The organism is Pseudomonas sp. IT-P176 (genome assembly GCF_949767245.1).
In the GTDB taxonomy this organism is placed as follows: domain Bacteria; phylum Pseudomonadota; class Gammaproteobacteria; order Pseudomonadales; family Pseudomonadaceae; genus Aquipseudomonas.
In genome coordinates this window covers 165,372-185,670 of the sequence record NZ_CATKPN010000101.1, presented here as the reverse complement: position 1 = coordinate 185,670, position 20,299 = coordinate 165,372, and the positions used below count along the sequence as shown (strand labels likewise).

Annotated in this window: 15 protein-coding genes; 7 read left to right on the top strand and 8 right to left on the bottom strand. The window is 61.8% G+C overall.

Going from position 1 to position 20,299, the window contains the following annotated elements; all coding sequences use genetic code 11:
* Window positions 1–42 precede the first annotated feature (42 nt).
* Window positions 43–588 carry a cupredoxin family protein gene (locus tag ACM6IP_RS24785; RefSeq protein WP_320332654.1) on the bottom strand — a complete coding sequence of 182 codons (546 nt, stop codon included), beginning with the start codon at window positions 586–588 and terminating at the stop codon, window positions 43–45.
* A 155-nt stretch (window positions 589–743) separates the two neighbouring features.
* Here ACM6IP_RS24785 and ACM6IP_RS24780 point away from each other — a divergent pair, with 155 nt between their 5' ends.
* Window positions 744–1,424, top strand: a complete 681-nt coding sequence (locus tag ACM6IP_RS24780; RefSeq protein WP_095165303.1) for a heavy metal response regulator transcription factor — start codon at window positions 744–746, stop codon at window positions 1,422–1,424.
* Window positions 1,424–2,785 carry a heavy metal sensor histidine kinase gene (locus tag ACM6IP_RS24775; RefSeq protein WP_414862459.1) on the top strand — a complete coding sequence of 454 codons (1,362 nt, stop codon included), beginning with the start codon at window positions 1,424–1,426 and terminating at the stop codon, window positions 2,783–2,785. Before ACM6IP_RS24780 ends, ACM6IP_RS24775 begins: the two co-directional genes overlap by 1 nt.
* A gap of 153 nt (window positions 2,786–2,938) precedes the next feature.
* Here the strand turns inward: ACM6IP_RS24775 and ACM6IP_RS24770 are convergent, their stop codons facing one another.
* The 3 genes from ACM6IP_RS24770 to ACM6IP_RS24760 all read right to left on the bottom strand — a co-directional run bounded on the left by ACM6IP_RS24770 (window position 2,939) and on the right by ACM6IP_RS24760 (window position 6,188).
* Window positions 2,939–4,183 carry a lipoprotein-releasing ABC transporter permease subunit gene (locus ACM6IP_RS24770; RefSeq protein ID WP_414862458.1) on the bottom strand — a complete coding sequence of 415 codons (1,245 nt, stop codon included), beginning with the start codon at window positions 4,181–4,183 and terminating at the stop codon, window positions 2,939–2,941.
* Between the two features lie 63 nt (window positions 4,184–4,246).
* Window positions 4,247–4,930: a lipoprotein-releasing ABC transporter ATP-binding protein LolD gene (gene lolD / locus ACM6IP_RS24765; protein WP_174244588.1), complete on the bottom strand. Its 684-nt coding sequence runs from the start codon at window positions 4,928–4,930 to the stop codon at window positions 4,247–4,249.
* A 7-nt stretch (window positions 4,931–4,937) separates the two neighbouring features.
* The gene (locus ACM6IP_RS24760) at window positions 4,938–6,188 is read right to left on the bottom strand and encodes a lipoprotein-releasing ABC transporter permease subunit (RefSeq protein ID WP_414862457.1); all 1,251 of its coding nucleotides are present in this window, start codon (window positions 6,186–6,188) and stop codon (window positions 4,938–4,940) included.
* Between the two features lie 94 nt (window positions 6,189–6,282).
* Between ACM6IP_RS24760 and ACM6IP_RS24755 the strand changes: the two genes are divergently transcribed.
* Window positions 6,283–6,864 carry a PilZ domain-containing protein gene (locus ACM6IP_RS24755; RefSeq protein ID WP_095165309.1) on the top strand — a complete coding sequence of 194 codons (582 nt, stop codon included), beginning with the start codon at window positions 6,283–6,285 and terminating at the stop codon, window positions 6,862–6,864.
* Window positions 6,865–6,877: 13 nt separating this feature from the next.
* Window positions 6,878–7,600, top strand: coding sequence for a glycerophosphodiester phosphodiesterase (locus ACM6IP_RS24750; RefSeq protein WP_095165310.1), 723 nt, complete (start codon window positions 6,878–6,880; stop codon window positions 7,598–7,600).
* 42 nt (window positions 7,601–7,642) lie between these two features.
* Here ACM6IP_RS24750 and sthA read toward each other — a convergent pair whose 3' ends face one another.
* The 4 genes from sthA to ACM6IP_RS24730 all read right to left on the bottom strand — a co-directional run bounded on the left by sthA (window position 7,643) and on the right by ACM6IP_RS24730 (window position 13,140).
* Window positions 7,643–9,037, bottom strand: coding sequence for a Si-specific NAD(P)(+) transhydrogenase (gene sthA / locus ACM6IP_RS24745; protein ID WP_095165311.1), 1,395 nt, complete (start codon window positions 9,035–9,037; stop codon window positions 7,643–7,645).
* A 210-nt stretch (window positions 9,038–9,247) separates the two neighbouring features.
* Window positions 9,248–10,273: an FAD:protein FMN transferase gene (locus tag ACM6IP_RS24740; RefSeq protein ID WP_414862456.1), complete on the bottom strand. Its 1,026-nt coding sequence runs from the start codon at window positions 10,271–10,273 to the stop codon at window positions 9,248–9,250.
* Window positions 10,274–10,396: 123 nt separating this feature from the next.
* Window positions 10,397–11,560: a class C beta-lactamase gene (gene ampC / locus ACM6IP_RS24735; RefSeq protein WP_414862455.1), complete on the bottom strand. Its 1,164-nt coding sequence runs from the start codon at window positions 11,558–11,560 to the stop codon at window positions 10,397–10,399.
* 116 nt (window positions 11,561–11,676) lie between these two features.
* Window positions 11,677–13,140: a glyceraldehyde-3-phosphate dehydrogenase gene (locus ACM6IP_RS24730; protein WP_095165314.1), complete on the bottom strand. Its 1,464-nt coding sequence runs from the start codon at window positions 13,138–13,140 to the stop codon at window positions 11,677–11,679.
* 353 nt (window positions 13,141–13,493) lie between these two features.
* Here ACM6IP_RS24730 and mfd point away from each other — a divergent pair, with 353 nt between their 5' ends.
* The 3 genes from mfd to ACM6IP_RS24715 are packed head-to-tail and all read left to right on the top strand — an operon-like array spanning window position 13,494 to window position 20,222.
* Window positions 13,494–16,943: a transcription-repair coupling factor gene (gene mfd / locus ACM6IP_RS24725; RefSeq protein ID WP_414862454.1), complete on the top strand. Its 3,450-nt coding sequence runs from the start codon at window positions 13,494–13,496 to the stop codon at window positions 16,941–16,943.
* 10 nt (window positions 16,944–16,953) lie between these two features.
* Window positions 16,954–17,520, top strand: a complete 567-nt coding sequence (locus ACM6IP_RS24720; protein ID WP_414862453.1) for a CsiV family protein — start codon at window positions 16,954–16,956, stop codon at window positions 17,518–17,520.
* Window positions 17,521–17,531: 11 nt separating this feature from the next.
* Complete coding sequence (locus ACM6IP_RS24715) at window positions 17,532–20,222, top strand: DEAD/DEAH box helicase (RefSeq protein ID WP_414862452.1); 2,691 nt, start codon at window positions 17,532–17,534, stop codon at window positions 20,220–20,222.
* Window positions 20,223–20,299: the final 77 nt, after the last annotated feature.

Here is a 20,299-nt window from a genome sequence, read left to right as displayed (position 1 = left end):
AATCAGCCGATTCTACCAGCCTTTGCTCCCGCCTTTGAGTGCTTACTGACTGACCGTCAGTTTGCCGACCATGCCCGCCTGATAGTGACCCGGGATGTTGCAGGCGAATTCCAGGTTGCTGGCCTGCTTGAAGGTCCAGGTCAATTCGGCGGTTTTGCCCGGCTCCACCAGCACGCTGTTGGGGTCATCGTGCTGCATCGCCCCATGGTCCATGCCCGCCATCGAGCCGTGGCCCATGGCCGCGTGATCCATCGCCGGCGCTTTCATTGCGGTCGGGGTGAGCTGGCCGCTTTGCTGCATCTTGAGCATTTCGGCCTGGTGCTGGCTGTGCATCGCCACGTCGCCCAGGTTGAATTCGTGGAGCAATTGGCCTTTATTGATCAACACAAAACGCACGGTCTCACCGGCCTTGATCTGCAGGGCCTTGGGATTGAACGTCATATCGCCCATGACAATTTCCACCGTGCGCGTCGCCTTGGCCGCCGGGGCAGGCGCACCAAAGGCGTAGGACTGCGCCGGTGCGGCCAGTAGCGGAGAACTCAATGCCAACAAGCAGCCGGCCAGCACCCAGGATTTAGCGAAATACATGATCACACTCCAACAAGATAAGGTTCAGCTTGTGGGAAACTCTAAGGGTGTGCCGCTGCCAGGTAGCTGACGAGTAGATTACAACTTTGTCAGGTTGAGCTGGCTGCGCGCCCGCCACGGTATAACGCTTGTGTCCCATCCACCCTGAGTCGCCCATGAAACTGCTGATCGTCGAAGACCAACCGAAAACCGGCCACTACCTGCGCCAAGGCCTGACCGAGGCCGGGTTCAACGCTGAACTGGTGGCCGACGGCATCACGGGCCAGCAACTGGCGTTGAGCGGGGATTATGGGCTGCTGATTCTCGATGTGATGCTCCCTGGCCGCGACGGCTGGCAGATCCTGCAAGCGGTGCGCGGCGCCGGCCTGGACGTGCCGGTGCTGTTCCTGACAGCCCGGGATGCGGTACAGGACCGGGTGCATGGCCTGGAACTGGGGGCCGATGATTACCTGGTCAAGCCCTTCGCCTTTTCCGAACTGCTGGCCCGGGTGCGCAGCCTGTTGCGCCGTGGCAGTGCGGCCCCGCAGGAAACCAGCCTGCAACTGGCGGATCTGCGCCTGGACCTGATCCGCCGCCGGGTCGAGCGCAATGGGCAGCGGCTGGACCTGACCGCCAAGGAGTTTGCCCTGCTGGAAATGCTCCTGCGCCGCCAGGGCGAAGTGCTGCCCAAATCGTTGATCGCCTCCCAGGTCTGGGACATGAATTTTGACAGCGACACCAACGTCATCGAAGTGGCGATCCGCCGTTTGCGCCTGAAAATCGACGATGACTTCCCCAACAAACTGATTCATACCGTACGCGGCATGGGGTATGTGCTTGAAGAGCGTCCAAGCTGATGCCCCGCTTGTCTTTGAGCAGTCGCCTGGCGTTGCTGTTTGCGGCGTGCACCGCAGTGGTCTCGCTGATTGCCGGCGTGCTGTTCAGTCGCGCCAGCGAGACCCACTTCATTGAGCTGGACCAACAACTGCTGGACGGCAAGCTGGTGGCCCTGCGCAGCGCCCTGCAAGGCGCCGACGACCCAGCGCTGTTCGCCCAGCGCAAAGCCCGCCTGCAGGAAGAAATGAGCCATCAGACTGACCTCGCACTGCGCGTACGCGGTGCCGATGGCCACGTGTGGTTCGACAGCGCGCCCAGTTTGCCTGGCGACCTGCCCACCCTGCCCGGCCTGTCTAGCCTGCACAGCGCCGGCACCGCCTATCGGGTCTACAGCGCGCCACTGCAGCCAGGCAGAACCGATGGGGCGCAACTGACCCTGGTGCTCGACATCACCCACCATCAGCACTTTTTACAGCGCATGCAGCATTTGATCTGGCTGACGGTCGGGCTCTCGGCGCTGGCCACGGCCTTGCTCGGGGCCTGGGCGGCGCGCAGTGGCTTGCGTCCGTTACGGCGCATGAGCGAAGTGGCTGCCGGGGTGTCCGCCAGCTCCCTGACCCAACGCCTGTCACACGCGCAGATGCCGGCCGAGTTGGCCGAACTGGCCCACGCATTCAACGCCATGCTCGGACGCCTCGACGATTCATTCCAGCGGCTGTCGGCGTTTTCCGCCGACATCGCCCACGAACTGCGCACGCCGCTGTCGAACCTGCTGACCCACACCCAGGTTACCTTGACCCGTCCACGGGACCTTGAGGACTACCGCGAAGCCTTGCACAGCAACCTCGAGGAACTGCAATGGATGGCGCAACTGGTCAACGACATGCTCTACCTGGCCAAGGCTGACCACGGTTTATTGATGCCTCGGCGTGAGCCGCTGCAACTGGCGCAAGAGGCGGATGCGCTGCTGGAGTTTTATGCGCCCCTGGCCGAAGACGCGCAGATCCGCCTGACCCGCCAGGGCGAAGCCACCATCAGCGGCGACCGCAGCATGCTGCGCCGGGCCCTGTCCAACCTGCTGGACAACGCCCTGCGTTTTACTCCAGCGCAGGGTGAGGTTCAGGTGCAGATAGTGGACTCGGCGCAGGGTTTGCACCTGAGTATCGCCAACACCGGCGAAGGCATTCCCCCCGCCTTGTTACCGCGCCTGTTCGACCGTTTTTATCGGGCCGATCCGGCGCGTCGTGAAGGCAGCAGTGAACATGCGGGATTGGGCCTGGCGATTACCCAGTCAATCATCCGCGCCCATGGCGGGACCATTCGTTGCGAATCGGCCCAGGGCTGGACGCGCTTTGTGATCGAACTGCCCAAAGGCAATTGAGCCAGCGCAGGCAACCTGTGGGAGAGAGGCCACCGCGCTCATCCTGAGGCTGAGCGTTATCGTTGACGTCCATCGCGAGCAAGCCGCAAGCGGGCGCTCGCCCCCACAATGTCTTCGGTAAACCCAGGGGCTGTGGCACCCCACGGATCGTAGTCAGGAATAACGCAAGGCGTGCGCTGGTTCGATCTTCGCGGCGCGCCAGGCCGGGTAGACGGTGGCCAGGAAACTCAGGATAAACCCGGCCGAGCAGATCAACAGCACATCGCCGCCCTGCAACTCCGACGGCAGGTTGCTGACGAAGTACACGTCGGAACTGAAGATGTGCTGGCCGCTGACGCGCTCCACCCAGCCCACCAGCGCACTGACATTCAGCGCCGCGATCACGCCAAGGACGCCACCAATCAGGGTACCGACAATACCGATCACCGTACCCTGGACCATGAAGATCGCCATGATCTGCCGTGGCGTAGCGCCAATGGTACGCAGGATCGCGATGTCGGCACCCTTGTCGTTCACCACCATGATCAGGGTCGCGATGATGTTGAACGCCGCCACCGCGACGATCATCAGCAGCAACAGGCCGATCATGGTTTTTTCCATTTTCATGGCACTGAACAGGCTGCCCTGGGTGTGGGTCCAGTCATCAGCCTTGTACCCAGCCCCCAGGCTGCCAGCAATCGCCGCCGACACCTGGGGTGCGGCGTACAGGTCCTTCACCGCCAGGCGCACGCTTTGCACCTGGTTGGGCGCCCAACGCTGCATTTGCGCAGCGTCGGCGACATGGATCAGGGCCATCGAACCATCGAGCTCAGCACCGACCTTGAACACCCCCACCACATTCAGGCGCTGCATACGCGGGGTGATGCCCCCCGGCGCACTGCTGATTTCCGGCACGATCAGGGTGAGCTTGTCGCCGACATTCAAGCGAAAACGCCGCGCGGTGATTTCGCCGACCACCACCCCGAACTCACCTGGCTTCAAGTCATCAAGGCGCCCTTGCACGATGTGCTGGGTGACAATCGACACCTTGCCTTCCTGGGCCGGGTCGATGCCGCTGATCTGGATCGGCTGCATCGAACCCTTGTAGGAGAGCATGCCTTCCATCTCGGTGAAGGGCACTGCGGCGGTCACTGCCGGATTTTTCAGCGCGGCGGCAGCCACCGGCGCCCAATCGTCGATCGGCTTGACGCCGACGATGGTCGCGTGAGGCACCATGCCGAGAATGCGCGAGCTCATTTCGCGCTGGAAGCCGTTCATCACCGACAGCACCACGATCATCGCCAACACGCCCAGGGCGAGGCCGATCATCGAGGTCATCGAGATAAACGAAACAAAGCGATTGCGGCGCTTGGCGCGGGTATAGCGCATGCCGATAAAGATCGATAACGGTCTGAACATTCGCTGGGGCACCGTATAAAAATAAAAGACCCGGCGCCTGTTCAGGCACCGGGTTGCAAAGCATCAGATGGGCGTCAAGCGACCTTCCTGCAAGTGCAGTACGCGATCCATCTGCCGTGCCAGGTTCATGTCGTGGGTCACCACCAGGAACGCCGTGCGCATCGAGGTGCTGAGTTCCAGCATCAGGTCCTGGATACCTTGCGCGGTATGGGAGTCGAGGTTGCCGGTTGGCTCGTCGAGCATAACCAGCCCTGGGTTGTTCACCAGCGCACGGGCGATGGCCACGCGCTGGCGCTCGCCACCGGACAGTTCGGCCGGCTTGTGCTCCAGGCGATGCCCCAGGCCGACCCGCTCCAGCAAGGCGGTCGCGCGCTGGCGGGCCTCGGGGATCGCGGTCTTGCCGATCAACAACGGCATGCAGACGTTTTCCAGGGCGGTGAACTCAGGCAACAGGTGATGGAACTGATAAACGAAGCCCAACGAACGATTGCGCAGCAAGCCACGGTTCTTTTCATTGAGTGCCGACAGCTCTTCACCGGCCAGCCAGACGCTGCCCTGGGTCGGCGTATCGAGCCCGCCCAGCAGGTTGAGCAAGGTACTCTTGCCCGATCCCGAAGTCCCGACGATCGCCACGCGCTCACCCGGGTGCAACTCCAGTTGCAGACCGGCCAGCACTTCCACCGACTCCGGGCCTTCCTCGTAGGATTTGCCCAGGTTGCGGCAACTCAAGATTGCTTTTTCGCTCATGCCCAACTCACTCATAACGTAGCGCCTCCGCCGGCTGGGTGCGCGCGGCACGCCAGGCTGGATACAGGGTGGCGAGGAAACTCAGGACCAACGCCGCGCCGCAGACCATAAACACATCCTGGGCCTGCAACTGCGACGGCAGGTAGTCGATGAAGTACACATCGGCGTTGAGAAACTTGTGCCCGATCAGGCCTTCGAGGGTGGAGATCGCCGCGCTCACATTCAGTGCGGCAAACATCCCCACCAGCGCGCCGATGGCCGTGCCGACCACCCCGATCACCGTGCCCTGGACCATGAAGATCGCCATGATGGTGCCCGGCGTAGCGCCCAGGGTGCGCAGGATCGCGATGTCGCCCTTCTTGTCGTTGACCACCATCACCAGGGTGGAAATGATGTTGAACGCTGCCACCGCGACGATCAGCAGCAACAACAGGCCGATCATGGCTTTTTCCATACGGATGGCCTGGTACAGGTTGCCGTGGGTGCGGGTCCAGTCACGGGCGTAGAAACGGTCATCGCCTAATTGTTGGGCGATGTTCCAGGCCGCGCGCGGGGCCTGGAACAGGTCGTCGAATTTCAGCCGCAGGCCCTGGATCTGGTCCGGCTTCCAGCGATGCAGTTTCGACAGGTCCTGCTGGTTGGTGACACCCAGGTAGCCGTCGATCTCACCAGCGCCGACATGGAAGATGCCGACCACGGTAAAACGCTTCATGCGCGGGAACATCCCGGCCGGGGTCACGGTGACTTCCGGCGCGACGAAGGTCAGCTTGTCGCCGAGGCCTACCCCGAGCTTGGCCGCCGCCTTGTCGCCGATGACAATGCCAAAGCTGCCGGGTGCCAGGGCATCGAGCTGGCCCTGTTGCATGAAGTTATCAATGATCGAGACCTGGCGCTCCAGCGCCGGGTCAATGCCATTGAGCAATACCTTGGAGACCTGGCCATTGTTGGTCAGCAACCCCTGCATCTGGGTAAAGGGCGCGACGGCCACCACCTGTGGGTTCTGCTTGACCTTGGCGGCCAGGCTCGGCCAGTCGCTGATCGGCTCACCGGACTCGATGGTCGCGTGGGGCACCATGCCCAGCACGCGGGTGCGCATCTCATGATCGAAGCCATTCATTACCGACAGCACCACGATCATCACGACCACGCCCAGGGCGAGTCCGATCATCGAAGTCAGGGAAATGAACGACACAAAATGATTGCGCCGCTTGGCACGGGTATAACGCGTACCGATAAATACGAAGAGAGGTCTGAACATGTCGGGGCTTGTTCGGAGGGAAAAGGAACGTCCTTGTGGCGGGGGTCGATAACCAGCTTTACACTCAGACCACCGCCGCTACCATGGGTTCGCCATGTCGACATTAGATGAAGAAGATCGCCGCGAATACTACCGTATCGAGGACAGGATCGCACTGGAAATTCAGACCCTGACAGGCCCTGCCGCCACGGCGGAGGAAGTGTTGCAGGATGCTTCGCCACTGTTCAATCTGCTCAGTGAACTGCACCTGAGTGAATTCGAATCCCAGCACCTGCTGCGCCAGATCAGCGAGCGCGATCGCAATACCGCGGCCTACCTGAAAGTGCTGAACAAACGTATCGACCTGCTCAGCCAGGTAGTCGCGTTGACGGTGCTCGGCCAGATCGGCGAACCGCAACCGGTGATCCTTTCCGAAGGCGGCATCGACTTCCAGCATGCCACCCCGCTCGCCCCCGGCAGCCACCTATCGATCAAACTGGTGCTGATGCCCCAGGCCCTGGGCCTGCTGGTCCGCGCCCGAGTCACCCATTGCGATGCCAAGGACGGCGGTTTTGACGTCGGCACCGAATTCCAACACTTGAGCGATGCCCAGCGCCAACTGCTGGCACGCTATATCCTGCAAAGACAGGCCCAAGAACGCCGCCTGGCGCGCGAAATCACCGAATCCGGCAACTAATTAAGGAACCACCGTGACCCTCATCTACGGCCACCGCGGCGCTAAAGGCGAAGCACCGGAAAACACCCTGAGCAGCTTCCAGCAATGCCTCAAGCATGGCGTGCGTCGCTGCGAACTGGACCTGCACCTGTCCATGGACAACGAGTTGATGGTGATCCATGACTCGACGCTCAAGCGCACCACCGACCGCCGCGGCAAGGTCGTCGAGCACAAGGCGGCGGACCTGGTGACCTACGACGCGCGCAAGGGCGGACCGGGCTGGATCAAGCCCTGCCCGATCCCGACCCTGGAGCAACTGTTCGAACAGTGCGACTTCGACCACTGGCAACTGGAAGTCAAAAGCGCTTCACGCACCCGCGCCGCCACCACCGTGTTGGCGATTCGCGAAATGGCCCAGCGTTTTGGCATGCTGGACAAAGTCACCATCACCTCAAGCTCGCGGGAAGTGCTCAAGGCGGCCCTGGACCTGGTGCCGGATGTATCCCGGGGGCTAGTGGCCGAATACGCCTGGCTCGACCCGCTGAAGGTCGCGCAAAGCTATGGCTGTGAGATTCTGGCGCTGAACTGGACCCTGTGTACGCCGGAACGCCTGGAGAAGGCGCAGCGTCAGGGCCTGCATGTGTCGGTGTGGACCGTCAACGAACCCGCGCTGATGCGCAGGCTCGCTGATTTCGGCGTTGACAGCCTGATTACAGACTTTCCCGGTTTGGCCACTGCCACCCTCGAGAATTGCTGAAATCGGTCTCCCCGGCCGGCTCAGGCCACCGGCCGGAGCCGCTCAAAAAAGCCGGTTGAGGCCATCGTATGCAGCTACCCGATAGGCTTCGGCCATGGTCGGGTAGTTGAACGTGGTGTTGACGAAGTACTTCAAGGTGTTCAATTCGCCCGGCTGGTTCATGATCGCCTGGCCGATGTGCACGATCTCCGACGCTTGATAACCGAAGCAATGCACGCCCAGCACTTGCAGGGTCTCGCGGTGGAACAGGATCTTCAGCATGCCTTGTGGCTCGCCGGCGATCTGCGCCCGCGCCATGCTCTTGAAGAACGCCTTGCCGACTTCGTAAGGCACCTTGGCCTGGGTCAGCTCCTGCTCGTTCTTGCCGATCGAGCTGATCTCCGGAATGGTGTAGATCCCGGTCGGGACGTCATTGACGAAACGCCAGCTGCCGTTGTCGACAATGCTGCCAGCGGCCGAACGACCCTGGTCATGGGCGGCACTGGCCAGGCTCGGCCAGCCGATCACATCGCCGGCGCCATAGATGTTCTGGACGCAGGTGCGGTAGTTCTCGTCGACTTCGATCTGGCCACGGCTGTTGACCTTGACCCCGATGTTTTCCAGACCCAGTTGATCGGTGTTACCGGTCCGGCCGTTGCACCAGAGCAAGGCATCGGCCTTGATCTTCTTGCCGGACTTCAGGTGCAGGATCACCCCGTTGTCCACGCCTTCAACGTGATCGTAATCTTCGTTGTGGCGCACGGTGATGTTGTTGTTGCTGAAGTGGTAGCTCAGGGCCTGGGAGATTTCCGAGTCGAGGAAGCTCAGCAACTGGCCACGGTTATCCACCAGTTCCACCAGCACACCCAGGCCACTGAAGATCGAGGCGTACTCACAACCGATCACGCCGGCGCCGTAGACAATCAGTTTACGCGGGGTGTGACCGAGGCTGAGGATGGTGTCGCTATCGTAGATACGCGGGTGGTGGAAATCGATATCGGCCGGGCGATACGGACGCGAGCCGGTGGCGATGATGATGTGCTTGGCCACCAGTTTTTCGACCACGCCGTTGGCGCAGACCACTTCGATGGTTTGCTCGTCAGCAAAGCTGCCGGTGCCGAAGAACACGTCAATCCGATTGCGCGCGTAGTAGCCGGTGCGCGAGGCAACCTGCTTGGAGATGACTTTCTCGGCGCTTTTCAGCACGTCCGGGAACGAGAACCAGCGCGGCTCACCAATGGCCCGGAACATCGGGTTGGTGTTGAACTGCATGATCTGCCGGACCGAGTGCCGCAACGCCTTGGACGGGATGGTGCCCAGGTGAGTGCAGTTGCCGCCGACCTGGCGACGACTATCAACCATCGCCACCTTGCGCCCTGCCTTGGCGGCATTCATTGCCGCGCCTTCTCCTGCCGGGCCGGAACCCAGCACCACCACGTCGTAGTTGTAGACAGCCATGCGTACTCCTCAGAACAGGCCGCGGCGCCCCGTTGGCACCTGCGGCTAAATCATGCCGGCCATGCGGCATGAAGGAACAATTTGGGGTCAGTCGAAAACCCAGGAACAGTCTATAGAAGCGTCAACGCCGCGCACATTAACCCTTGGTCGCGTCGTAGGCTAGTTTTGCCTGCACTACAACGCCAGCCGCGCTTGGGATCGGCGCCCGATTCATTGGGGTTTTTCCCCGCTCAGGCGGATAAAAGCCTGACTGCTACGTGTGACGAAACCGCGCTCAGTGCGCATCACAAAAAAAGCCGCAATCGCGTGTTTTTCTGCGTATGCAAGGCCCTGCTCCGGCCCGAGGATCAACAACAGGGTCGACCAGCCATCGGCCATCAGCGTTTGCGGAGCAACCACCGTAACCGCTGCCAGGTCATGCAGCACTGGCGCCCCGTTGCGGGCGTCGAAGGTGTGGGAATAGCGCCGCCCACCCTGCTCGAAATAGTTGCGGTAGTCGCCCGAGGTCGAGACCCCATAACCATCCAGCGCCAGTATCCGTTCCACCACCTGCTGGTCGTCACGGGGTTCTTCCAGGGCTATCTTCCAGGGGTTGCCGTCGAGCTTTATGCCGGCGGCCTTGAGCTCACCGGTGACTTCGACGAGATAGCTGCTGATGCCCAGGCTGCCCAACGCGGCGGCTATCCGGTCGACGGTGTAGCCGGCAGCAATACTGTCGAAGTCGACCTCCACCGCCGCGTCCTTGCACAGCTGCCCTGCGTCGATCCGCAAGTGCTGGTAGCCGACCCGCTGCCGTACCTGCGCCAGCGCTTGCTCACTGGGGACCTGCACGGTGCGCGCCTGCGGGCCGAAGCCCCAGAGATTCATCAGCGGCCCAACCGTCAGGTCGTAGGCCCCCTCGCTGGCGCGGGAAAACTGTTCACCGACCTGGACCAACTGCAGGACTGCCGCCGGCATCGGCTGACAGCTATTGGCCGGCAACGCGTTGAAGCGCTCGATGTCGGAGTCACTGCGATAGGTCGACAGTTGTTGGTCGACCTCGGTCAATATCGCCTCGACCTGCTGGCGCACCTGCGCCGGCCCGGGCAGGCCTGCATGGCGAACGTACTGGATCGAGTAACTGCTACCCATGGTCGGCCCGCCAAATTTTTCCTGGGAGTCGCCGCTGCCGCAGCCGGCCAGGGCCGCGATCAACAGCAGCAATCCGGCCGAGCCGCTCCATTGCCTACCCAACATGTGCACAACTCCCGCAATCACGCCCTACCTTGTAGGAGCGAGCTCGCTCGCGATGGCATTCGACGCTGAGGGCATCGCGGGCAAGCCTTGCCCCTACAGCAAAGGCGCCCTGCCGTATCTTCTTCAGCGCTCCAGCTCACTGAAGATCCGATACGCCAAGCGCACCCGCGCTTCATTGGGATAACTCTTGTTCGCCAGCACCACAATGCCCAGCTTCTTCTCGGGTACAAAGGCCACATAAGCCGAGAACCCGCCCGTCGATCCCGTCTTGTTGATCCAGGCAGCTGCCTTGGGTGGCTGGGGCGGGTTGATTGCGCTAACGACGTGACTGTCGTAGATCATCTTGTCGCCATTACCCTCGATCAGCGTCTCGAGGTCTACGGGATAGTCGTACTGCTCCCAGATCAGGTCCTGGGTCATGGCGCCCACCTGGAAGTAGCCCTTGTGGGTTTCCAGCAATGCGGTGCGCAAGTTTGCCGCGACCTTGGTTACGCCCAGGTTGGCTTCGACAAACCGCAGCAGATCGCCAGAAGAGGTTTTCACCCCATAGGCTTCATCACCCAGCACCCCGGAGTTCAACCGGACGGGCGCGTCCTGCTTGTTGTAGCCCTGGGCGTAGAGCGCCTGCTTGCCCGGCGGTACGTTGATGTAGCTGTTGGTCATGCCCAGTCCGGGAAACAATTGACCCTCCAGCGCCTGGGCGTACGGCACGTTCATGCTGATGGCGGTAATCATGCCCAACGCGCCAATACTCGGATTGGCATAGGTGCGCTGGGTACCTGGCGCATAGGACGGCTGCCAGGCCTTGAAGTACTCCAGCAACTGTTGCTTGTCCTGCACTTGATCCGGCACCTGCAACGGGAAGCCGCCTGCGGTATGGGTCGCCAGGTTCAGCAGCGACACCTGGTCGAACGGGCTGCCGAGCAGTTGTGGCAGGTACTTGCCCGGGTGGTCGGCGAGCGAGAGCTGGCCATTGACTTGTGCGTAGGTCGCCAGGGTGGCGGTGAAGGTCTTGCTGATCGAACCGATCTCGAACAACGTGTCGCTGCCGACCTTGCGCTGCGTGTCCCTGGAAGCTACGCCAAAATTGTAGAAGCGCTGCTGGCCGCCTACGGACAGCCCAATAGCCAGCCCGGGAATGTTGTACTGCTGCATCAGCGTTTGTGCAGCATCTTGCACCACACCGTCGATCGCCGGGCGCTCGGTACTCGCCACGGTGAGCGGCGCGAAAGAAGCGGCGCAGGCCAGTGCAAGCAAGGCGGTACAGGGCAGTCGGATCAGGCGCATCAAAGTCGTCCTCAGTATTCTGTCGGGGCGGAAGTCGCCCAACCTAGCATTTTGCCTCTCACGCACAAACAAAAACGCCCCGACACTGTCGGGGCGTTTTTATCTGCAGCTAAGGCTTAGCGCGGGAATGCTGGCGGGTTGACCCCGGCCATGTCTTCCATCACGCGAACTACCTGGCAGCTGTAACCGAATTCGTTGTCGTACCAAACGTACAGCACAACGCGGTTGTCTTGGGTGATGGTGGCTTCAGCGTCGACCACACCGGCGTGGCGCGAACCAACGAAGTCAGTGGACACCACTTCCTGCGAGTTGACGTAGTCGATTTGCTTGTGCAGATCGGAGTGCAGCGCCATGTAGCGCAGGTACTCGTTCATCTCTTCACGGGTAGCGGCTTTCTCAAGGTTCAGGTTGAGAATGGCCATCGACACGTTTGGCGTCGGTACACGGATCGCGTTGCCGGTCAGCTTGCCAGCCAGCTCAGGCAGGGCCTTGGCAGCGGCGGTAGCAGCACCGGTCTCGGTGATAACCATGTTCAACGCAGCGCTACGACCACGGCGATCGCCTTTGTGGAAGTTGTCGATCAGGTTCTGGTCGTTGGTGTACGAGTGAACGGTTTCAACGTGACCGTTGATGATGCCGAACTTGTCGTTCACTGCCTTGAGCACCGGCACGATGGCGTTGGTGGTGCAGGAAGCGGCGGACACGATCTTGTCGTCAGCGGTGATTTCACCGTGGTTGATGCCGTGAACGATGTTCTTCAGCTTGCCTTTGCCCGGCGCGGTCAGGACCACGCGGTCGATACCCGGGCACGCCAAGTGCTGACCCAGGCCATCGGCGTCACGCCATACACCGGTGTTGTCCACCAGCAGCGCGTCTTTGATGCCGTACTGGGTGTAGTCCACCTCAGTTGGGTTCTTGGCGTAGATAACCTGGATCAGGTTACCGTTGGCGGTGATGGTGTTGTTTTCTTCGTCGATGGTAATGGTGCCGTTGAACGAACCATGGACCGAATCGCGACGCAGCAGGCTGGCGCGTTTCACCAGATCGTTTTCGGCGCCTTTGCGCACCACGATGGCGCGCAGACGCAGGCCGTCGCCACCACCGGTTTTTTCGATCAGGATGCGGGCCAGCAGACGGCCGATGCGACCGAAGCCGTACAGGACAACGTCGGTGCCTTTGCGGGCCGAAGCGTTTTGCTGGCCAACCACGTCAGCCATTTCTTCACGTACGAACTGCTCGGCGCTGCGGCCATTGCCTTCGTTGCGGAATTTGAACGCCAACTTGCCCAGGTCTACCGAAGCCGCGCCGAGCTTGAGCTCGCTCATGGCTTTAAGCAGTGGGAATGTTTCGTGGACGGAGAGTTCGCTGTCGTCGGAAGAACGGTGGCGAGCAAAGCGGTGAGCTTTGAGAATCGCGATGACAGACTGGTTGATCAGACTGCGGCCATAGATCGAGCTCACCACGTTGTTATTGCGGTAGAGCTGGCCGATCAGCGGAATCATCGCTTCTGCGAGTGCTTCACGGTCGATCCATTCACCAAGACACTGGTCGGGCTTCTGAGTCACGGTAACCTTCCACATGTAGGGGCAGAAAAAAGGGGCTACATTATGCCGCCGACTCCCTCCCGTAGCAATGCGCGCTTGTCGTGCAGACAGTAACAATTTTCCCCTGAAAAAAAATCGACCCCGCTGAAGCCCAGTAAAACCGTGGCCTGCAGCACACCCCATTTTTCATAGACAGCGCTGTCTTGTCTGTAACCCTCCGTAACACTCGCTCCTTTTGTCACTACATAATCACTAAAAAAGCGCTGGATTTTGTGATTACCACTACATTTCGCCCAACCTGTGTAATAGACACAGTCTGCAACTGACAGGCGGCACCCGGGACCGTTACAATTACCGACTTTGTCGCAACGCTTGGAGCTCAACCTTCCGTGCCCGTTCTGCGTCTACCGCTTCTCCCTGCCGCGGCAGGTAAACAGCACTGGGGCAATCTGCCCGGTGCTGCCCTGAGCCTGGCCATTGCCGAGGCCGCCAGCGCTGCCAAGCGCTTTACCCTGCTACTGACCGCCGACAGCCAAAGCGCTGAGAGGCTGGAACAGGAGCTGAGTTTCTTCGCCCCCGATTTGCCGGTGCTGCATTTCCCTGACTGGGAAACCCTGCCCTACGATCTGTTTTCCCCGCACCAGGACATCATTTCCCAGCGCATCGCCAGCCTCTATCGCCTGCCCGAGCTGAGCCATGGCGTGCTGGTGGTGCCGATCACCACCGCCCTGCATCGCCTGGCGCCGACCAAGTTCCTGCTGGGCAGCAGCCTGGTGCTGGATATCGGCCAGAAGCTCGACGTCGAGCAAATGCGCACCCGCCTGGAAGCCACCGGCTATCGCTACGTCGACACCGTGTACGAACATGGCGAATTCACTGTGCGCGGCTCGCTCATCGACCTGTTCCCGATGGGCAGCAAACTGCCCTATCGCATCGATCTGTTCGATGACGAAATCGAGACCCTGCGCACCTTCGATCCGGAAAACCAGCGCTCCATCGACAAGGTCGAATCGGTCAAGCTGCTGCCGGCCCGCGAGTTTCCGCTGCAGAAAGATGCAGTCACGCGCTTCAAGGCCCGCTTTCGTGAACGCTTCGATGTCGACTTCCGGCGCTGCCCGATCTTCCAGGACCTGAGCAGCGGGATCACCCCGGCCGGTATCGAGTACTACCTGCCGCTGTTCTTCGACGAAACCTCGACCCTGTTCGACTACCTGCCGCAGGACACCCAGGTGTTCTCCCTTCCAGGCATCGAACAGGCTGCGGAGAATTTCTGGAACGACGTGCGCAATCGCTACGAAGAGCGCCGCGTCGATCCTGCGCGACCTTTATTGCCGCCTGCCGAACTGTTCCTGCCGGTGGAAGACTGTTTTGCCCGCCTGAAAAACTGGCCGCGCGTGGTGGCCAGCCAACAGGATGTCGAAACCGGGGTCGGCCGCGAGCGCTTCCCGGCCCAGGCGCTGCCTAACCTGGCGATCGAAGCCAAAGCCAACCAGCCACTGGAAGCCCTGGCCGGTTTCCTCGACCAGTTCCCCGGCCGCGTGCTGTTCACCGCTGAATCGGCGGGGCGCCGCGAGGTACTGCTGGAGTTGCTGGAACGCCTGAAGCTGCGGCCGAAAACCGTCAACAGTTGGCCGGACTTCGTCGCTGGCAAAGAACGCTTGGCGATCACCATCGCCCCACTCGACGAAGGCCTGTTACTGGACGACCCGGCCCTGGCCCTGATTGCCGAAAGCCCGCTGTTCGGTCAGCGCGTGATGCAGCGTCGGCGCCGGGAGAAACGCGCCGACGGCAACAACGACGCGGTGATCAAGAACCTCACCGAGCTGCGTGAAGGCGCGCCGGTGGTGCACATCGACCATGGGGTCGGCCGCTACCTGGGCCTGGCAACCCTGGAGATCGAAAACCAGGCCGCCGAATTCCTCACCCTTGAATACGCCGAGGGCGCCAAGTTGTATGTGCCGGTGGCCAACCTGCACCTGATCGCCCGCTACACCGGCAGCGACGACGCCCTGGCCCCGTTGCATCGCCTGGGCTCCGAAACCTGGCAGAAAGCCAAGCGCAAAGCCGCCGAACAGGTGCGCGACGTCGCCGCCGAGCTGCTCGACATCTATGCCCGTCGCGCCGCCCGCGAAGGTTATGCGTTCGCCGACCCGAAAGCCGACTACGCAACCTTCAGCGCCGGCTTCCCGTTCGAAGAAACCCCGGACCAGCAAACCACCATCGACGCCGTGCGCGCCGACATGCTCGCCCCCAAGCCGATGGATCGCCTGGTCTGCGGCGATGTCGGCTTCGGCAAGACCGAAGTGGCGATGCGCGCCGCCTTCATCGCCGTGCACGGCGGTCGCCAGGTGGCGATCCTGGTGCCGACCACCCTCCTCGCCCAGCAGCACTACAACAGCTTTCGCGATCGCTTCGCCGACTGGCCGGTGACCGTTGAGGTGATGAGCCGTTTCAAGTCGACCAAGGAGGTCAATGCCGCAGTGGCCGACCTGGCCGAGGGCAAGATCGACATCGTCATCGGCACCCACAAGCTGCTGCAGGACGACGTCAAGATCAAAAACCTCGGGCTGGTGATCATCGACGAAGAGCACCGCTTTGGCGTACGGCAGAAAGAACAACTCAAGGCCCTGCGCAGCGAAGTCGACATCCTGACCCTGACCGCCACGCCGATTCCGCGCACGCTGAACATGGCAGTGTCGGGCATGCGCGACCTGTCGATCATCGCCACGCCACCGGCGCGACGCCTGTCGGTACGCACCTTCGTCATGGAGCAGAACAAGAGCACGGTCAAAGAAGCCTTGCTCCGCGAGCTGCTGCGCGGCGGCCAGGTCTACTACCTGCACAACGATGTCAAGACCATCGAGAAATGCGCCGCCGACCTCGCCGAACTGGTGCCGGAAGCACGGATCGGCATCGGCCACGGGCAGATGCGTGAACGCGAACTCGAACAGGTGATGAGCGACTTCTACCACAAGCGCTTCAACGTGCTGATTGCCTCGACCATCATCGAGACCGGCATCGACGTGCCGAGCGCCAACACCATCATCATCGAGCGGGCCGACAAGTTCGGTCTGGCGCAGTTGCACCAATTACGCGGCCGCGTCGGACGTAGTCACCACCAGGCCTACGCCTACCTGCTGACACCGCCGCGCCAGCAAATCACCACGGACGCGGAAAAACGCCTGGAAGCCATCGCCAATACCCAGGACCTCGGCGCCGGTTTTGTGCTGGCCACCAACGACCTGGAAATCCGTGGCGCCGGCGAATTGCTGGGCGACGGCCAGAGCGGGCAGATCCAGGCCGTCGGCTTCACCCTGTACATGGAAATGCTCGAACGGGCCGTGAAGTCGATCCGCAAGGGCGAGCAACCGAACCTCGACCAGCCCTTGGGTGGCGGTCCGGAGGTCAACCTGCGGGTACCGGCCCTGATCCCCGAGGACTACCTGCCGGACGTGCACGCGCGCCTGATCCTGTACAAACGTATTGCCTCGGCTACCGACGAGGAAGGCCTCAAGGACCTGCAAGTGGAGATGATCGACCGCTTCGGCCTGCTCCCGGAGCCGACCAAGAACCTGGTGCGCATCACCGCGCTGAAACTGCAGGCCGAACAACTGGGGATCAAGAAGATCGATGGCGGCCCCCAGGGTGGCCGTATCGAGTTCGACTCGCAAACGCCGGTCGACCCGCTGACCCTGATCAAGCTGATCCAGAGCCAGCCCAAACGCTACAAATTCGAAGGCGCCACGATGTTCAAGTTCCAGGTGCCGATGGAGCGCCCGGAAGAGCGCTTCAACACCGTAGAGGCGCTGCTTGAGCGCCTCATCCCGAAAACTGCTTGAAGGACGCCACATGCGCCTGTTTCGCTCACTGAGCCTGTTGCTCACGCTGCTCGCCCCGACGGCATTTGCCGACAGCCTGTATCAGGTAGAAATGATCCTGGTGCGCCAGAACGCCGTACCCGCCGTGGCCAGCCGCGCCGCGCCGGAGGACTGGGCCGCCGGGGCACAGTCGATCAGCGCCGACAGCCTACGCACTCCGGCCCTCAACGCCGAAGTGGAAAAGCTTGGCACCAGTGCCGACTACAGCGTGCTGCTGCATAAAACCTGGCAGCAGAACCTCGGCGAGACCTCGAGCAAAGTGGCGATCAGCGACGGCGAAGAGCAATACGGGCACTTCCCGATCGAGGGCACGCTGGATCTCAAGCTGGGTCGGTTTACCGACGTCAACGCCAGCTTCTGGGTCAATCAGTTCAGCAGCGATGGACTGGTCAGCGCCAGCGAACGCCTGCAACAGGAAAGCCACACCAAAAATGGCCAACTGAACTTTCTCGACAACGGCCACCTGGGCCTGCTGATCAAGATCACCTCGCTGACGGCACCGGCCCCGCAACAAGCGCCTGATGTCGTACCGGACTGATTGAAGTCCCTATGTCCCCGAGCCTGAGCAAACCCCTGGCCCCTTCCTGGGTCAGTCGATTCAAGGAACAGAGCCTGGAGCGCGGCCGTCGCTACGCCCTGGAGAACCGCGTCAGGATCGTCGAAGCCGGCGACAGCACCATCACCGCCAGTTGCGAAGGCTCTGGCGGCAATGTCTACCGCCAGACCATCACCCTGCGCGAATCAGCCAAAAGCACCTTGCTGCTGGTGGAAGCCACCTGCAGTTGCCCGGTACGGGTCAACTGCAAGCACTGCGCCGCGGTGCTGCTCAAAGTCCAGGACACCCTGGAGTACCCGGCCGCCGCCAAGGACGCCCTGCTCCTGGAAAAACTCCAGGCCGTATTGGAGAACCGCGCGCCCGCGCCGTTGCCACAGCAGGTGCTGGACAATGTGCAACCACTGCCACGCCTGTGGCTGGCCAGCGTCGAGTTCAGCGCCTTCGAGCCACGCAATGGCAAGATGCAGCGCTACATCCAGCACCGCGCGGCACTCTCATTCAGCTACCTGGACGAGTACGTCAGCGGGCAGAAAAACAACGACGTGCTGATCCGCCAGGAACACCAGACCCTGCGCATCAAACGCCAGCCGGAAGTGGAAAAGACCTACCGCGAGCAGTTGCGTATCCTCGGCTTCAAGGTCGCGACCCGGCAAAGCAAGGCCCTGCCGGAAAGTGCCGGCGAACTCTATGAGATGGTCAATGACAGCGCCTGGCTGACCTTCACCCTCAATGAGCTGCCCAAGCTGCGCAGCCAAGGCTGGGAGCTGGAGATCGACGAGGACTTCGGTTTCGACCTGACCACCGTCGACGACTGGTACGCCACGGTCGATGAGGCGCCGGAGCGCGACTGGTTCGACCTCGAGCTAGGGATCATCGTCAACGGCGAGCGCCTGAGCCTGCTGCCGATCCTGCTGAACCTGATGCGCTCGCATACCGAAATCCTCAACCCGGAACGCCTGGCCCGGCGCCGTGACGACGAACTGATCCTGGTGAACATTCCCCACCGCCCCAACTCCGAGCAGGGCCCGCTCCAAGTGGCCCTGCCGTTCGGCCGCTTGAAGCCGGTACTGGCGACCCTGGGCGAGTTCTATCTGCAAGAACCCGGCGAAACCAGCCTGCGCTTGAGCAGCGCCGACGCCACGCGCCTCAATCCACTGGAAGACCTGCCACTGCTATGGGAAGGCGGCGAGCACATCCGCTCCTTCGCCCAGCGCCTGCGAGACATCAAGGACTACAGCGCCGAGCCCCCGGTCGGTCTCAACGCGACGCTGCGCCCCTATCAGCTGGAAGGCCTGAGCTGGATGCAATCGCTGCGGGAACTGGAAGTCGGCGGGATCCTGGCGGACGACATGGGGCTGGGCAAAACCCTGCAGACCCTGGCCCACGTACTGACCGAGAAAAACGCCGGGCGCCTCGACCGGCCGTGCATGGTGGTGATGCCCACCAGCCTGATTCCCAACTGGCTCGACGAAGCCGCGCACTTCGCGCCCCAGCTCAAGGTCCTGGCACTGTATGGCGCCGCGCGCAAAAAACACTTCGATCACCTGGCCGACTACGACCTGATCCTCACCACTTATGCGCTGCTGCCCAAGGATGTCGAGCGCCTGGCCCAGCAACCCCTGCACATCCTGGTGCTCGACGAAGCGCAATACATCAAGAACCCCACCAGCAAGGCGGCGCAAGCGGCTCGCGAGCTGACTGCCCGGCAGCGCCTGTGCCTCAGTGGCACGCCCCTGGAAAACCACCTGGGCGAACTGTGGTCACTGTTCCACTTCCTGCTGCCCGGTTGGCTGGGGGATGTCAAAAGCTTCAACCGCGACTACCGCGTGCCAATTGAAAAGCGCGCCAGCGACGTCCGCCTGCAGCACCTCAATGGCCGGATCAAACCCTTCCTGCTGCGTCGCACCAAGGAACAGGTGGCCACCGAGCTGCCGCCAAAAACCGAAATCATCCACTGGGTCGACCTCAACGAGGCCCAGCGCGACGTTTATGAAACCATGCGCCTGGCGATGGACAAGAAAGTCCGCGACGAAATCACCCGCAAAGGCGTGGCCCGCAGCCAGATCATCATTCTCGAGGCACTGCTCAAGTTGCGCCAGGTGTGCTGCGATCTACGCCTGGTCAATGAAGCCGCCCTACCCACCCGCGGCAGCACTTCGGGCAAGCTGGACAGCCTGATGGAGATGCTTGAGGAGCTGTTCGAGGAGGGGCGCAAGATCCTGCTGTTTTCCCAGTTCACCTCAATGCTCTCGCTGATCGAGCAGGAGTTGGAAAAACGCGGTATCGCCTACGCGCTGCTGACCGGGCAGACTCGGGATCGGCGCAGCCCGGTGAAGGATTTTCAGAGCGGCAAGCATCAGATCTTTCTGATCAGCCTCAAGGCTGGTGGCGTGGGCCTGAACCTGACCGAAGCCGACACCGTGATTCACTACGACCCATGGTGGAACCCGGCTACCGAGAACCAGGCCACGGACCGCGCGTACCGGATCGGCCAGGAGAAACCCGTGTTCGTCTACAAGATGATCGCCCGCGGCACGGTCGAGGAGAAAATCCAGCATCTGCAAAAGGAAAAATCCGACCTCGCCGCCGGCGTGCTGGACGGCCGCACCACGGGTGACTGGAAGCTGCAGAGCGACGACATTGACGCCCTGTTTGCGCCGCTGCCGGACAAGTCGAAGGTCTAGCAGAGCCTGACAGATCGCCATCGCGAGCAAGCCGCAAGCGGGTGCCCGCGATGGGTTCAACTCGGTAAGCGCAACCA

What these genes read in the sequence shown, in the direction of transcription:
- ACM6IP_RS24760 (WP_414862457.1), bottom strand. Translation starts at nt 6,188, where the DNA reads ATGTTCAGACCTCTCTTCGTATTTATCGGTACGCGTTATACCCGTGCC.
- ACM6IP_RS24715 (WP_414862452.1), top strand. Translation starts at nt 17,532, where the DNA reads ATGTCCCCGAGCCTGAGCAAACCCCTGGCCCCTTCCTGGGTCAGTCGA.
- ACM6IP_RS24785 (WP_320332654.1), bottom strand. Translation starts at nt 588, where the DNA reads ATGTATTTCGCTAAATCCTGGGTGCTGGCCGGCTGCTTGTTGGCATTG.
- ACM6IP_RS24730 (WP_095165314.1), bottom strand. Translation starts at nt 13,140, where the DNA reads ATGTGGAAGGTTACCGTGACTCAGAAGCCCGACCAGTGTCTTGGTGAA.
- sthA (WP_095165311.1), bottom strand. Translation starts at nt 9,037, where the DNA reads ATGGCTGTCTACAACTACGACGTGGTGGTGCTGGGTTCCGGCCCGGCA.
- ACM6IP_RS24770 (WP_414862458.1), bottom strand. Translation starts at nt 4,183, where the DNA reads ATGTTCAGACCGTTATCGATCTTTATCGGCATGCGCTATACCCGCGCC.
- ACM6IP_RS24720 (WP_414862453.1), top strand. Translation starts at nt 16,954, where the DNA reads ATGCGCCTGTTTCGCTCACTGAGCCTGTTGCTCACGCTGCTCGCCCCG.
- ACM6IP_RS24755 (WP_095165309.1), top strand. Translation starts at nt 6,283, where the DNA reads ATGTCGACATTAGATGAAGAAGATCGCCGCGAATACTACCGTATCGAG.
- ACM6IP_RS24740 (WP_414862456.1), bottom strand. Translation starts at nt 10,273, where the DNA reads ATGTTGGGTAGGCAATGGAGCGGCTCGGCCGGATTGCTGCTGTTGATC.
- ACM6IP_RS24775 (WP_414862459.1), top strand. Translation starts at nt 1,424, where the DNA reads ATGCCCCGCTTGTCTTTGAGCAGTCGCCTGGCGTTGCTGTTTGCGGCG.
- ampC (WP_414862455.1), bottom strand. Translation starts at nt 11,560, where the DNA reads ATGCGCCTGATCCGACTGCCCTGTACCGCCTTGCTTGCACTGGCCTGC.
- lolD (WP_174244588.1), bottom strand. Translation starts at nt 4,930, where the DNA reads ATGAGCGAAAAAGCAATCTTGAGTTGCCGCAACCTGGGCAAATCCTAC.
- ACM6IP_RS24780 (WP_095165303.1), top strand. Translation starts at nt 744, where the DNA reads ATGAAACTGCTGATCGTCGAAGACCAACCGAAAACCGGCCACTACCTG.